12 protein-coding genes are annotated in these 12,954 nt (G+C 71.5%); 4 read left to right on the plus strand and 8 right to left on the minus strand.

Annotation, left to right across the window (positions count from 1 at the left end; translation table 11 throughout):
- The first annotated feature begins 245 nt into the window (after nt 1-245).
- Complete coding sequence (gene helR, locus ASD90_RS12470; protein WP_056756769.1) at nt 246-2,426, plus strand: RNA polymerase recycling motor ATPase HelR; 2,181 nt, start codon at nt 246-248, stop codon at nt 2,424-2,426.
- On the opposite strand, the gene ASD90_RS12475 is transcribed toward helR, so the two are convergent.
- Entirely contained in the window at nt 2,413-2,952 is a 540-nt protein-coding gene (locus ASD90_RS12475) for a MarR family winged helix-turn-helix transcriptional regulator (RefSeq protein ID WP_056756771.1), read from the minus strand. The genes helR and ASD90_RS12475 overlap by 14 nt on opposite strands.
- A gap of 75 nt (nt 2,953-3,027) precedes the next feature.
- Here ASD90_RS12475 and ASD90_RS12480 point away from each other — a divergent pair, with 75 nt between their 5' ends.
- The 3 genes from ASD90_RS12480 to ASD90_RS12490 all read left to right on the plus strand — a co-directional run bounded on the left by ASD90_RS12480 (nt 3,028) and on the right by ASD90_RS12490 (nt 5,663).
- On the plus strand, nt 3,028-3,594 hold the full coding sequence (locus ASD90_RS12480; protein ID WP_056756774.1) for a hypothetical protein: 567 nt from the start codon (nt 3,028-3,030) through the stop codon (nt 3,592-3,594).
- Between the two features lie 213 nt (nt 3,595-3,807).
- Complete coding sequence (locus tag ASD90_RS12485; RefSeq protein ID WP_056756777.1) at nt 3,808-5,184, plus strand: MFS transporter; 1,377 nt, start codon at nt 3,808-3,810, stop codon at nt 5,182-5,184.
- A 119-nt stretch (nt 5,185-5,303) separates the two neighbouring features.
- On the plus strand, nt 5,304-5,663 hold the full coding sequence (locus ASD90_RS12490) for an RNA polymerase-binding protein RbpA (RefSeq protein ID WP_056756780.1): 360 nt from the start codon (nt 5,304-5,306) through the stop codon (nt 5,661-5,663).
- A 204-nt stretch (nt 5,664-5,867) separates the two neighbouring features.
- Here ASD90_RS12490 and ASD90_RS12495 read toward each other — a convergent pair whose 3' ends face one another.
- From ASD90_RS12495 to ASD90_RS12525, 7 genes are read right to left on the minus strand one after another with little or no spacing between them, the layout of a single operon-like run.
- Nucleotides 5,868-6,431, minus strand: a complete 564-nt coding sequence (locus ASD90_RS12495) for an FxsA family protein (RefSeq protein WP_235506613.1) — start codon at nt 6,429-6,431, stop codon at nt 5,868-5,870.
- Nucleotides 6,428-7,219 (minus strand): polyprenol monophosphomannose synthase, encoded by a 792-nt coding sequence (locus ASD90_RS12500; RefSeq protein WP_056756788.1) that lies wholly within the window; start codon nt 7,217-7,219, stop codon nt 6,428-6,430. Before ASD90_RS12500 ends, ASD90_RS12495 begins: the two co-directional genes overlap by 4 nt.
- Nucleotides 7,200-8,786, minus strand: coding sequence for an apolipoprotein N-acyltransferase (gene lnt / locus ASD90_RS12505; protein ID WP_235506615.1), 1,587 nt, complete (start codon nt 8,784-8,786; stop codon nt 7,200-7,202). The genes ASD90_RS12500 and lnt overlap by 20 nt, the downstream gene beginning before the upstream one ends.
- Nucleotides 8,787-8,824: 38 nt before the next feature.
- The gene (locus ASD90_RS12510) at nt 8,825-9,310 is read right to left on the minus strand and encodes a hotdog domain-containing protein (protein WP_235506617.1); all 486 of its coding nucleotides are present in this window, start codon (nt 9,308-9,310) and stop codon (nt 8,825-8,827) included.
- Nucleotides 9,307-10,116, minus strand: coding sequence for an OAM dimerization domain-containing protein (locus ASD90_RS12515; RefSeq protein WP_235506619.1), 810 nt, complete (start codon nt 10,114-10,116; stop codon nt 9,307-9,309). The genes ASD90_RS12510 and ASD90_RS12515 overlap by 4 nt, the downstream gene beginning before the upstream one ends.
- Nucleotides 10,113-11,726, minus strand: a complete 1,614-nt coding sequence (locus tag ASD90_RS12520) for a lysine 5,6-aminomutase subunit alpha (protein WP_056756794.1) — start codon at nt 11,724-11,726, stop codon at nt 10,113-10,115. The genes ASD90_RS12515 and ASD90_RS12520 overlap by 4 nt, the downstream gene beginning before the upstream one ends.
- Nucleotides 11,723-12,850 carry an L-erythro-3,5-diaminohexanoate dehydrogenase gene (locus ASD90_RS12525; protein ID WP_235506621.1) on the minus strand — a complete coding sequence of 376 codons (1,128 nt, stop codon included), beginning with the start codon at nt 12,848-12,850 and terminating at the stop codon, nt 11,723-11,725. The genes ASD90_RS12520 and ASD90_RS12525 overlap by 4 nt, the downstream gene beginning before the upstream one ends.
- Nucleotides 12,851-12,954 lie beyond the last annotated feature (104 nt).

Genomic DNA, 12,954 nt, shown 5'->3' on the forward strand with positions numbered 1-12,954 from the left:
GGGAGGGCCGGTCGACGTCAAAGTGACATAATGTCGATTATCGGCGTTATGCAGGTGGGCACGAGAGAGGCGGAGGTGCCCGGTCGACCCGGGCAACGCCGAGGAAGCCCGTGCACGAAAAAGGAAGGAAGCGCGCGCTTCCTTCCACTTCCAACGTATAGCGCACCCGGGGTCTTGCGGCAAGACCCCGGTCGTGACCGAGAATCGCTGGCCGACACCAGAAACCTCGGGACGGAGCCCACCGCGTGAACCCGCTGACGACCAGCGCCTTCGACCTTCGCGACCACCTGACACCCAAGGCCGACCCGGCCCTCATCGCCCACGACGACGCCCACTTCGCCGCCATCGCCGAAACCCTCGAGGCGACGGTCGCCGAGCTGTCCGACCGGCTCGACGCCGCGCGCCGCGCGCCCGCCGGCGCCGGTCAGGCAGCACTCGACCGCGACCAGGAGGTCCACCGGCTGAGCGCCCGCCTGCGAGCCCTGCGCCGCTACGGCCTCGACCTGTGCCTCGGCCACATGGTTCCTGAGAACGATTCCCAACCCCTCTACGTCGGTCGCCTGGGGCTCACGGACAGCACGGGACGACGGCTGCTCGTCGACTGGCGCTCCCCTGCCGCCGAGCCGTTCTTCGGCGCCACCCACGGCAACCCGATGGGGCTCGCCAGCCGCCGCCGCTACCGCTGGACGCGCGGCCGGGTCACCGACTACTGGGACGAGGTGTTCACGGTCGACGCCCTCGACGGACGCGTGGCGCTCGACGACGAGTCCGCCTTCGTCGCCTCGCTCGGCGCGAGCCGCTCGCCCCGGATGCGTGACGTGCTCAGCACCATCCAGGCGGACCAGGACGCCATCATCCGCGCCGGGTCCCGCGGCGCCCTCGTCGTCGACGGAGGTCCCGGCACGGGCAAGACGGTCGTCGCACTGCACCGGACGGCATACCTGCTCTACTCCGACCCGCGGCTGGGCCACCGACGGGGCGGCGTGCTCTTCGTCGGTCCGCACGAGCCCTACCTCTCCTACGTCTCCGACGTGCTGCCGAGCCTCGGCGAGGAGGGCGTTCAGACGTGCACGCTGCTCGACCTCGTCGCCGAAGGCGCCACCGCGGCACCCGAGACCGACCCGGAGGTGGCACGGCTCAAGGCCTCGATGGATCTCGCCCGCGCCATCGAGCCGGCAGTGGCGCTCTACGAGGAGCCCCCGACCCGAGGGATGGAGGTCGTGACGCCGTGGGCGGACGTGTGGCTCTCCCCCGCCGACTGGGCCGAGGCCTGCACGGCCGGTCTGGGCACCCCGCACAACGAGGCGCGCGACGACGTCTGGGAGGCGCTCGTCGCCATCCTCGTCGAGCGCCACGACCTCGAGGGCAGGGTCGACGACGACGGCGCCGACGTGGAGCCCGACGCCACCCCGGCGATGGTCCGCCGCTCGCTCGAGCAGAACCGCGAGCTCCGTACGGCCTTCGACCGGACCTGGCCGCTGCTCGACGCCGAGGACCTCGTGGGCGACCTGTGGACGGTCCCGGCCTACCTCAGACGCTGTGCCCCGGCACTGACCGTCGACGAGGTCCGTCGGCTCCAGCGGCCCGAGCCCACCGCCTGGACGGTGTCGGACCTGCCCCTCCTCGACGCGGCCCGGCTGCGTCTCGGCGACCCGGAGGCCGAGCGACGACGCCACCGGCGGGATGCCGAGCTCGCCGCGGAGCGCGAGGAGCGGGCCAAGGTCGTCGAGCACCTCATCGCGTCGGACGACTCCGACATGCACGTCATGTCGATGCTGCGCGGTGAGGACCTCAGGGGTGCGCTCGACGACGACCCGGGGCCGGTGGCCGATCCCGACCTGCTGGCCGGGCCGTTCGCCCACGTGGTCGTGGACGAGGCCCAGGAGCTGACCGACGCGGAGTGGCAGATGCTGCTGGGCCGGTGCCCGTCACGCAGCCTGACCATCGTCGGAGACCGGGCCCAGGCCCGGCACGGGTTCACCGAGTCGTGGCAGGAGCGGCTCGCGCGCGTCGGCCTCGACCGGGTCGCCCTGGCCTCCCTCGGCATCAACTACCGCACTCCGGAGGAGGTCATGCTCGAGGCCGAGCCGGTCATCCGGGCCGCGCTGCCCGACGCCAACGTCCCCACGTCCATCCGCGAGAGCGGGGTGCCCGTCCGGCACGGCTCGACCGCTGACCTCGCGTCCGTCGTCGAGACGTGGCTCGCCGCGCACGCCGACGGAACCGCCTGTGTCATCGGGGATCCCACCTTCGAGGAGACCTCGCGCGTGAGGTCGCTCTCGCCCGTCCTGTCGAAGGGGCTCGAGTTCGACCTCGTCGTCCTCGTCGGCCCCGAGGACTTCGGTCACGGCATCGAGGGGGCGGTCGACCGCTACGTCGCGATGACCCGGGCGACGCAGGAGCTCGTGGTCCTCACGAGCGGGTGACGTCGTCCTGACCCGGGACCGCCGGGCCGCGCTCCAGTCCGTCGAGCCACGCGCGCAGCAGCTCTTCGAGGGCCGTGCGCTGCCTCGGCGCCAGGCCGGCCAGGAGCGACTCGTCACCGGCCATGACGTCGGCGAAGATCCCGTCGAGCCGGGCCAGCCCCTCCGGGGTCAGCTGCACGTGCACGGTGCGCCGGTCCGGCTCCTCGCGGACGCGCTCGACGAAGCCGAGCGCCTCCATGGCCTGGACCCGCTGGGTCGTGGCGCCGGCCGTCACCCGGCAGTGCCGGGACAGCTCACCGGCGGTCAGGCGGTACGGCGCACCAGTGCGCCTGAGTGTCGCCAGGACGTCGAGGTGGCTCTGCTCCAGGCCGTGCGCCGCCAGGACGCGGGCCCGGTGGTCCGTGATGATCGAGCCGAGCCGCCAGATCGGCGTGACGATGCCGATCGACGACACGTCGACGTCGGGCCTCTCCCGTCGCCACGCCTCGATGATCCGCCCGACCTGGTCCCCCGCGGTGCTCTCCACCCCAATACTTTAGGGCTAAACCAGAGCGGGCGGCCCGTCGGTGATGGGACGATCTCGTCAGCGAAAGGAAGCCGCATGGACCTCTCCACGTTCTATGCCGTCGTGTCGGCCACCTGCTTCACGCTCGTCGGGCTCTGGTGGTCGGCCCTGGACCGTCGCCGCGACCTGCTCGTCACCGACGAGACCCGTCGCCTCGTGGGGGGCGTCTACCTGACGTTCCTGCTCCCCGGCGTCATGGGCCTCTTCGCGCAGGTCGACCCGGGCGAGCCCTGGCTCTGGCGATCGACGTTCGGCTTCGTCGCCCTCGTCGGCGCGTGGTCGACGCTCCGCCTCATCCGCGCCGAACGCGAGACCGCCCTCGGCGTCCGCGGACCGTTCCGCCGTCACCGGTGGCTCGTGGTCGTGCTCTACGGCGTCATCGTCGTGCTCGGCGTCGCGCCCGAGGTGGCCGGTGCCGTCGGGCTCAGTGGTCTGCAGGCGGCGGCCCTCGCGCTCGTCTGCATCGTCGTGCTCGCCCACGGTCTGGCATGGGAGTTCCTGACGACGACGCCCCAGGCTCCGGAGCACCCCCTCCCCTCCCCCACCCCGGACCGGCCGCGGCCCGGCCTTCCCGACGGCGGCTCCCCCGGCGTGGCCGACTGAGCGGCCCCAGAACGACAGCGAGGCCGGCGAAACCCTCCAGGTGCGTGGGCCGCCCGATCAACGCACCTGGGCAAGACGTGGCTCCCACTGATGAGCTCCTGACACGTCCCCCCGGCGCGCACTGAGAGGGCGTATGCCGTCCGCTGACCACGAGCGCGGCGTGTTGGGACCGCTCCCCCACCGTCCGCTGCCGCCGTGTGGGACAGTCCTCGCATGTCGCACGTCGTCGTCAACGCCGCTCGACCGGAGACCCGGGAGCAGCGGGCCTGGTACTGGTACGACTGGGCCAACTCGGCCTACGTCACCACCACCGCCACGGTGCTCATGAGCCCCTACCTCACCTCCGTCGCGGAGCAGGCCGCGTGTCCGGGCCTGCCCGACGGCCAGGACTGCACGACGAACCTCTCGGTGCTCGGGATCCCGGTCGCGCCGGGGTCCCTGTGGTTCTTCACCGTGACCTTCACGACGATCCTGTCGGCGATCGTGCTCATCTTCATCGGCGCCATCGCCGACCGCAGCCCACGCCCGACCCGCCTCTTCGGCGGGTTCGCGTGGGCCGGCGCCCTCGCCGCGAGCCTCATGTTCTTCGTCGCCGGCACGAACTGGCAGCTCGGCGCCGTGCTCGTCGTCGTCGCCGGGATCTGTCTCGGCTCCTCGCTCGTGATCTACGACTCGATCCTGTGTCGCATCGCCAACGAGAACGAGCGCGACCGCGTCTCCTCGAAGGGCTGGGCGTTCGGCTACCTCGGCGGCGGCATCCTGCTGGCGCTCAACTTCGCCCTCGACTTCTTCCACGAGGACCTCGGGCTCGACCGGTCCCTGTCGACGCGCATCAGCATCCTGTCCGCGGGCCTCTGGTGGGCCGGCTTCACGATCATCCCGTACCTCGGCCTGCGCCACCTGACCGGCACGGTGGAGACCCCCGTCGAGCGGTCGGCCGGAGTCGTCGGCGGGAGCATCGCGCAGCTGCGGAGCACGTTCCGCGACCTCGCGAACTACCCGCAGACCAAGGTGTTCCTCGTCGCCTACCTCTTCTTCAACGACGGCATCCAGACGGTCATCGGCAGCTCGAGCGTCTACGGGTCCAAGGAGCTCGGGTTCTCCGAGACGACGGTGCTCGGCGTCTTCCTCTTCGTGCAGTTCGTCGCCTTCTTCGGTGCCCGGCTCGCCGGCCGGGTGGCGGCCTCGAGAGGGGCCTGGCGCACGGTCCTCTACGGCATCGGCCTCTGGACGGTCGTCGTCGTCTTCGCCTTCCTCGTCCCGTCGAAGTCGCTCGTCATCTTCCTCGCCCTCGCGCTGCTCATCGGCCTCGTGCTCGGAGGCACCCAGGCCCTCTCGCGCTCGCTCTACAGCCAGCTCATCCCCCGCGGCCGCGAGGCGGAGTACTTCAGCCTCTACCAGGCCATGGAGCGGGGGACGAGCTGGTTCGGGACGCTCATCTTCGGTCTCGTCTACCAGTTCACCCTCAGCTACCGCTGGGCGATCATCGCGCTCATCGTCTTCTTCGCCATCGGGGGGGTGCTCCTCTCACGCGTGCGGATGCGTGAGGGCATCGAGCAGGCGGGCAACCCGGTTCCCGCTGTGATCTGAGAAACGCCTACAATTCGCCGCCACGCGGGGAACAAGTCAACCGTTCCGCTCGTTCAAGCGTCTGTGAGGGTAAGACACCAGCGAGGTGTCACAAGGGCAGAAGTCTTGGAGGGGTCCACATGGCCGATCGAGCACTACGCGGTTCCAACCTCGGCGCGAGGAGCATGGAATCCGACGAGAACGTCGTTCCGAGTGAGCGTCAGCTCACCGTCTACGTGTGCCCGGAAGGTCACCGCACCGAGCTCCCGTTCTCGATCGAGGCCGACGTGCCCTCGACGTGGGAGTGCCGCTGCGGCCTCGACGCGAAGCTGCAGGGTGGCCCCGAGCCGGAGGCCAAGCCGGTCAAGCACCAGCGCACGCACTGGGACATGCTCCTCGAGCGTCGTTCCATCCCCGAGCTCGAAGAGCTCCTCGAGGAGCGCCTGACGCTGCTGCGCGAGTCCCGCGGCGAGAAGCCGCGCCGGCGCAAGACCGCCTGACCGACCCCAGAACGCACCACCGAGAAGCCCGCCCCGTTCGTGGAGGCGGGCTTTCTCGCGTCCGCGGGCTCCAGCCCGACCACCACTTTCGTGGAGGCGGGCTTTCTCGCGTCCGCGTCCCCCCGTTCGAGGTGATGATGGCAGTGACACGGGTGCCTTCATCACCTCGAACGACGAGGAGCCGGCGCGCGAACCGAGCTCGACTCAGTCCTCGTCGTCGATGATCTCGCCCTCGACGACCTCGTCGCTCGTCGCCGACCGCTGCGGACCGTGGGGCATCTGCTCCTGCTCCCAGGTGGGCGGGGTGGGCTGTCCGGCGACGGTCGGGCCGGTGAAGCGCTCGGCCTGTGCGAGGAGGCGCCGGGAGATGACGGCGGCGAGCATGCTCCGGGCCACGGGTCGCGTGAACGGCAGCACGAGGAGCAGCCCGAGCAGGTCCGTGACGAAGCCCGGGAGCAGCAGGAGGCCGCCACCGACGAGCACGACGACACCGTCGGCGATCTCGCGCGCGGGCATCCGGCCGCTGCGCAGCGCCTGCTCGAGGGCGCGCCACGCCCGTCCGCCCTCACCGCGGATCAGCCACGCGCCGAGGAGCGAGGTGGCGACGAGCAGCAGGAAGGTCTGCCAGCCGCCGATGGCCTGACCGACGGCGACGATGACGAGGATCTCGATGATCGGCAGGAGCAGGAGACCGGCGATCGCCAGCCGCGTCAGCCGCACCCGCCTGACCCGCGACGGCCCCCGCGACGGCCCGGGCGTCCCGGTCACGACCGCTCCTCGACGGGCTCGCGCCCGCGCACCCGGCCGGCGGCCGAGCGCAGCTGGCCGAGGCGATGCTCCACGCCCCACCTCGTCACGCTCGTCAGCGCCTCACGCACGATGTCTTTGCCCATCTTCGACACGCCGACCTCTCGCTCGACGAACGTGATCGGCACCTCGACGACGGTGAGCCCCGCTCGGACGGCCCGGAGCGTCAGGTCGATCTGGAAGCAGTAGCCCTGCGACTCGACGCCCTGCAGGCCCATGGCCCGCAGCGCACTCGTGCGGTAGACGCGGTAGCCGGCCGTCGCGTCGTTGACCGACATCCCCAGCAGCACCTTGGTGTAGAGGTTGGCGCCGACGGAGAGCACCTTGCGGCGGGCGGGCCAGTTGCGCACCTCGCCGCCCTTGACCCAGCGGGCTCCGATGACGAGGTCGGCCTCACCGAGCGCGGCGAGCAGCGACGGGAGCTGCTCGGGAAGGTGCGAGCCGTCGGCGTCCATCTCGACGGCGGCGTCGTAGTCGCGCTCGAGGACGATCGCGAAGCCCGCGAGGTAGGCCTTTCCGAGCCCCTCCTTGGCCGTGCGGTGCACGACGTGGACCTGAGGGTCGGCGGCCGCGATGTCGTCGGCGATCCGGCCGGTCCCGTCGGGCGAGCCGTCGTCGAGCACGAAGACGTCGGCGGCGGGCACGCTCGCGCGCACCCGCGCGACGATGCCGGGCAGGTTGTCCCGCTCGTTGTACGTCGGGATGAGCACGGCCACTCGGGTCACCGGCTCACGCTGCGTCGTCGTCATCCTCTTCCTTCGTTGTCTCCGGCACGGCCGGGCGACCACCGCGAACGCCCAGGGCGAGCATCGTCAGCAGTGCGGCGGCAGCGACCCACTCGGGGGCCTCACCCAGGCGGGTCGCCAGTGTCGTGGCGTCCCGCAAGGGTAGTGCCCCTCTGACCACCGCCTGTGTGAACAACGACGTCACCTGGTGGGCGGTTCCGTCGGGCGTGATGAGGGCGCTCTGTCCCACGGTCGACACGTGCACGACGGAGCGGCCGAACTCCATGGCGCGCAGCCGGCTGATGGCCAGCTGCTGGGGCGACTCGGCGGTGTAGCCGAAGGTCGCGTTGTTGGTCTGGACCACGAGCACGTTGGCGCCGCCCTGCACGGCGTCGCGCATGATGTCGTCGTAGGCCACCTCGAAGCAGATCGCGAGACCGGCCCGGATCTGCTGGCCCGAGGCCGTGGTGACGCGGAAGACGCCGGGCGCCGGGCCCTGGACGAAGTCGCGGGTCACGAGGTCGACCTCCGTGCTGAACATCCGCCAGAACGCCCGGTTCGGGATGTACTCGGCGAAGGGCACCGGGTGGCGCTTGACGTAGCGGTCGGTGTTGCCCTTGCCGGGCTCGAAGAGCAGCGCCACGTTGGAGACGAAACCGGCGGGCTCCTCGAGCAGACCGCCGACGATGAGCGGCCGCTTGAGCGCGTCGACCGTCTCGAGGATGAGGCTCTTGGCGTCGGCGTTGCGCAACGGGTCGATGTCCGAGGCGTTCTCGGGCCAGACGACGAGGTCCGGTGCCGGTGCGCGCCCCGCGTCGACGTCCTCCTGAGCCTTGAGCGTCGCGGCCACGTGGTTGTCGAGGACCTGACGGCGCTCGGCGTTGAAGTCGAGACCGGGCCGCGCCACGTTGCCCTGCACGCCGAGGAACTCGGCCGTCGGCCCGTCGGTCGGCAGCGGGACGGCGACGCCGACGATCCCGAGCACGAGCGCTGCTGCGGCGGGCAGCGCGAGCCGACGGGACGGCATACGCGGTCGGGCGACGTTCGTGACGTCGCTCCCCCGGCGGGCGGCGAGTGTGGCCAGGGCGCGCTGGGCCACGAGCGCGAGCAGGGCCCCGGCGAGGGCGATGACGAAGCCGACGAAAGGTGCGCCGCCCAGCGCGACGAGGCGACCGAAGGGCGAGTCGGCCTGCCCGAACGCGACCTTGAGCCACGGGAACCCGCCGTAGGGAGCCCGTGCGCGCAAGCCCTCGGCGACGACCCAGACGAGGGCGAACGCCAGCGGGCGGACGCTCCTCGCGCGGCTCAGCCAACCGTAGAGCGCGCCGGCGAGACCGACGAAGAGTGCCTGCAGGGTCGCGAGGGCCAGCCACGGCAGCGCACCCACGTAGATGCCCGACCAGCTCAGCGTGGGGACGAAGAAGACGAGACCCCCGGCCACGCCCAGCAGGAAGCCGCGGCGGGCTCCGGCGCCGGCCCACGCCCACGCCCAGAGGGCGAGGGCCACCGGGGCGGCGACCCAGACGTCGAACGTCGGGAACGCGAGGCAGAGCAGTCCACCGGCGAGCAGGGACACGAGGAGACGCCGCACGGGGTTCACCGTATGCCGTGCGGCCGGGGCGTCAGCGCTCAGGGCACGACGACGACGCCACGAGCGGTCGTGGCGACGATGGGCGGGTCCAGCATCTCGGCGGCGGACGCGCCGCGCTCCTGGTTGCCGCGACCGACGACGCGCACCTCGAAGTCCATCTCTCGCGAGCGGGTGCCGACGCGGATGATCTCGGCCGAGATCTCGATGACGTCGCCGGCGGTGATCCGCGAGCAGAACTGCACGTCGCTGTAGGAGGCGAAGAGCCCCTCGTCGCCGTCCGTGACGATGCACATCTCCGTGGCGACGTCGCCGAAGGCGGCCATGGAGTAGGCCCCGTCGACGAGGTTGCCCGCGTAGTGCGCATGGCCGTAGGGCACGTAGCGGCGGTGCGTGATGCGCAGGCCGACCTTGGCCTTCGTCAGAGTCGCCGGGGTGGTGGACGCCGTGGCCGGGGTCGTGGGACCGGTGGCCGACAGCGGTTCCGGTTCGGACGACGGGGTGGGCTGGGTGACGCCGTCGGTCATGGCTTCTTCCCCTTCCGGAGGCCGATCTCGTGGACCAGGTAGCTGGCGACCTCGCCGGGCGTCGTGCCGCGGCCGAAGATCCGGTCGACGCCGAGCGCTGACTCGGAGCCGTCCTCGAAGCGCGGGCCGCCGGCGATGAGGATCGGCACCTGCCCGGCCGGGTACGCCTCGCGGAAGGCCGCGGACATCTGCGTCGTGTTGTGGATGTGGGCGTCCTTCTGCGTGACGACCTGGCTGACGAGCACGGCGTCGGCCTTCTCCGCGCGAGCGCGGGCCACGAGCTCGGGCACGAGCACCTGGGCGCCGAGGTTCACGACCCTGATCTCGCGGTAGTACTCGAGGCCCTTCTCGCCCGCGAAGCCCTTGATGTTGAGGATCGCGTCGATGCCGACCGTGTGGGCGTCGGTCCCGATGCAGGCGCCGACGACGACGAGCTTGCGGCGAAGCTGCTTCTTGATCGTCAGATTGGCGTCCTTGGCCGACAGCAGGGGGTACTCGCGCTCGACGACGTGGACGTCGTCGAGGTTGACCAGGTGCGTCGAGCTGCCGTAGACGACGAAGAAGGTGAAGTCGGGACCCATGGCCTTCGCGTGCACGAGCAGGGCCGGGTCGAGGCCCATCTTGCGCGCGAGCTGGAGGGCGGCGCCCTCGGCCTTCTTGTCGTGCGGCAGGGGCAGGGTGAACGACATCTGCACCATGCCGTCGCCGGTCGTGTCGCCGTAGGGCCGGATGATGGGGCCCTGGGTGCTCGGGGAGCCGGTCGCGGAGCCGGTCGCCGGCCCGGGCTGCTGCTTCGACGCGCTCATCGGGTGGCCCCCTTGGCCGGCGGCGTCCACGCGTCGAGGGCGGTGATGGCCGGGTTGTCGTAGTCGTCGGCCCGCACGCTGACGCCGTCGAGGCCCTTGCCGCCCGTCGCGGGACGCTTCATGAGGCCGAACGTGCCGTCGGCGATGGCGGCGAGCAGGGGTGCGTCGCCGGCCGCGTCGGTGTCACTGACGATCCGGTCGAGCAGGTCGACGGCCTCGGAGAGCACCTGCCGGGCGCGGGTCTGGATGTAGCCGTCGCGCGGCGGGTGGAAGTCCTCGGTCAGACCGCTGGCGGCGTTCATGACGTAGCGGACGTTCTGGAGCGCCAGGTCGCGGTCGGAGAGGAACGGGGTGACGACGGCCTCGGTCATCATGCCGACGAGCAGGATGCCCTGTCCGGTCATGGCGCCGACGAGGTTGAAGAAGCCGTCGAGCAGGTAGCCGCGGAAGACGTCGCCCGTCATGTGCTTCGTCGGCGGCATCCACTTCAGCGGGGCGTCCGGGAAGAGCTGCCGGGCGAGCATCGCGTGGGCGAGCTCCATCCGGAAGCTGTCGGGGATCTCGGGGTTGATCTCGAAGGCGTGGCCGAGACCGAGCTGCCAGTCCTCGAGGCCGGCCTCCTTGGCGAAGCGCTCGTTGAGCAGCTGGCTCACGGTGACGGTGTGGGCGGCCTCGACCGCGTCGGCCGTGGTGAGGTAGTTGTCCTCGCCGGTGTTGATGATGATCCCGGCGCGGGCGTGCACCTGACGTGAGAAGCGCTGGTCGACGAAGGTGCGGATCGGGTTGATGTCGCGGAAGAGGATGCCGTACATCGAGTCGTTGAGCATCATGTCGAGACGCTCCATGCCGGCGAGGGCCGCGATCTCGGGCATGCACAGACCTGACGCGTAGTTCGTCAGCCGGACGTAGCGGCCGAGCTCCTTGCTGACGTCGTCGAGCGCGGCACGCATGAGACGGAAGTTCTCCTGCGTCGCGTACGTCCCGGCGAAGCCCTCGCGGGTCGCACCCTCCGGCACGTAGTCGAGGAGCGACTGACCGGTGGAACGGATGACGGCGATGATGTCGGCGCCCTCACGCGCGGCGGCCTGGGCCTGCGGGATGTCCTCGTAGATGTCGCCGGTCGCGACGATGAGGTAGATCCACGGCTTGGTCCTGGGGTCGCCGTGCCGCTTGACGAGCCGGTCCCGGGTGGCGCGCGAGCGGTCGATGGTGCGCAGTCCCGCGCCCACGCCCTTCGTCGCGGCGCGACGGGCCGCCGAGGCCTCGCGGCCGGTCGGCAACCGGAACGAGACGTTGCCGCTCGCGGCCTTCTGCGCGAGCGTCGTGAGGTCTGGGGCCTCGCCGCGGAGCAGCGCGTCGTAGACCGGTGTCGTGACGCCGTGCTCCAGGCCGACCTCGTCACGGACGGCCGTGACCAGGTGGTTGACCCACGGCACCCGCTCGTGGTCCGCGCCGGCGAGGCCGGCGAGGCGCAGGGTCGCGCGCTCGACCGACACCGTGGTGTGGCTGCGCGCGATCGTGACGACGGGGGCGGCGGCCTTGCGGGCGAGCGAGCGCGCCCGGCGCACGACGGCCGGGTCTAGCTCGAGCATGGCGTGGGGGCGGGTCATGCGTCAGATCCTGCCTTCTCGGTGGCGAGGCGGCCCTCGAAGAGTGCCCGCACGGCCGGCACCTCGCGCACGAGGCGCAGCGCCGTCTCGGCGTGGCCGGGGACGTAGCCGTTGCCGACGAGCATCCGCACGTCGGCGGCGAGCCCCTCGGCCCCGAGTGCGGCGGCGGCGAAGTTCGTGGCCATGCTGAAGAAGATGATGGTGCCGCCCTGGGCGGTCGCGAGGATCGCGGGCTGCTCGCAACCGGGCACGTCGACGCAGACGACCGTGACGTCGGCCGGTCCCCCGGCGGACTCGACGGCGGTAGCGAGCCCCAGCGGTGAGCGCGCGTCGGCGAGGACGACGGCGTCGGCGAGTCCACTCGCCTCGAGGACCGCGCGCTCGCGCTCGACCGGGACGACGCCGATCGTGCGGGCGGCTCCCGCCGCGCGCGCGGCCGCGAGGGAGAGCGAGCCGGACTTGCCCGCGCCACCGAGGACCGCCACGGTCGGCGCGACGCCGCGGGCGGCGTACTCCCCGACGACGCGCTCGACGAGGGCAGGCGCGCCGCACACGTCCATGACCATGAGGGCCAGGTGCGGGTCGAGGTCTGCGGGCAGCGTGGCCGCGATGCTGCGGCCGAAGAGGATGGCGTGACCGGCGGCGGGCACCTGCTCCGAGAGGCCGTCCCAACGCTCGAGGCCGTCGGTGACGGCGAGCGGTGTCAGGGACAGGGACACGAGGGTCGCCACGCGGTCGCCGACGGCGAGGCCGAGCGTGCTGTCCGGCCCGACCTCCTCGACGGTGCCGATGAGCATGCCGCCCGAGCCGGTGACGGGGTTCTGCATCTTGCCGCGCGTCGCGACGATGTCGAGGACCTCGTCGCGCACCGCTCCCCCGTCGACGGCGCCGTCGGCGCTGTGCTTCTCGGCGAGCTGGCGGTAGGAGGCCGCGTCGAGGTTGAGCGTCTCGACGGCGATGCGGACCTCGTCGGGCCACAGCTCCGGGCGCGCGTCGAGGCGCTGGGCCGCCTGTGGGAGCGTGATGGCGTCGCCGGTGGGCTGGAGCACACGGTGCAGGCCGACGGGTGACGACACGCGGGCGGCGTCCGTGCGATCCGGGGCGGCCGACGTCGGGTCTGACACGATCACAAATCCTTCTGTGTATATGGACGGGAACCGAAGATCTTGCGTCAGCATAGGGGCAGGTCAGCCGTATCTTCACAATTTCGTGAGCCGGACGTGTTTGA

Origin of the sequence: Terrabacter sp. Root181 (assembly GCF_001428505.1) — a bacterium.
GTDB lineage: Bacteria > Actinomycetota > Actinomycetes > Actinomycetales > Dermatophilaceae > Terrabacter.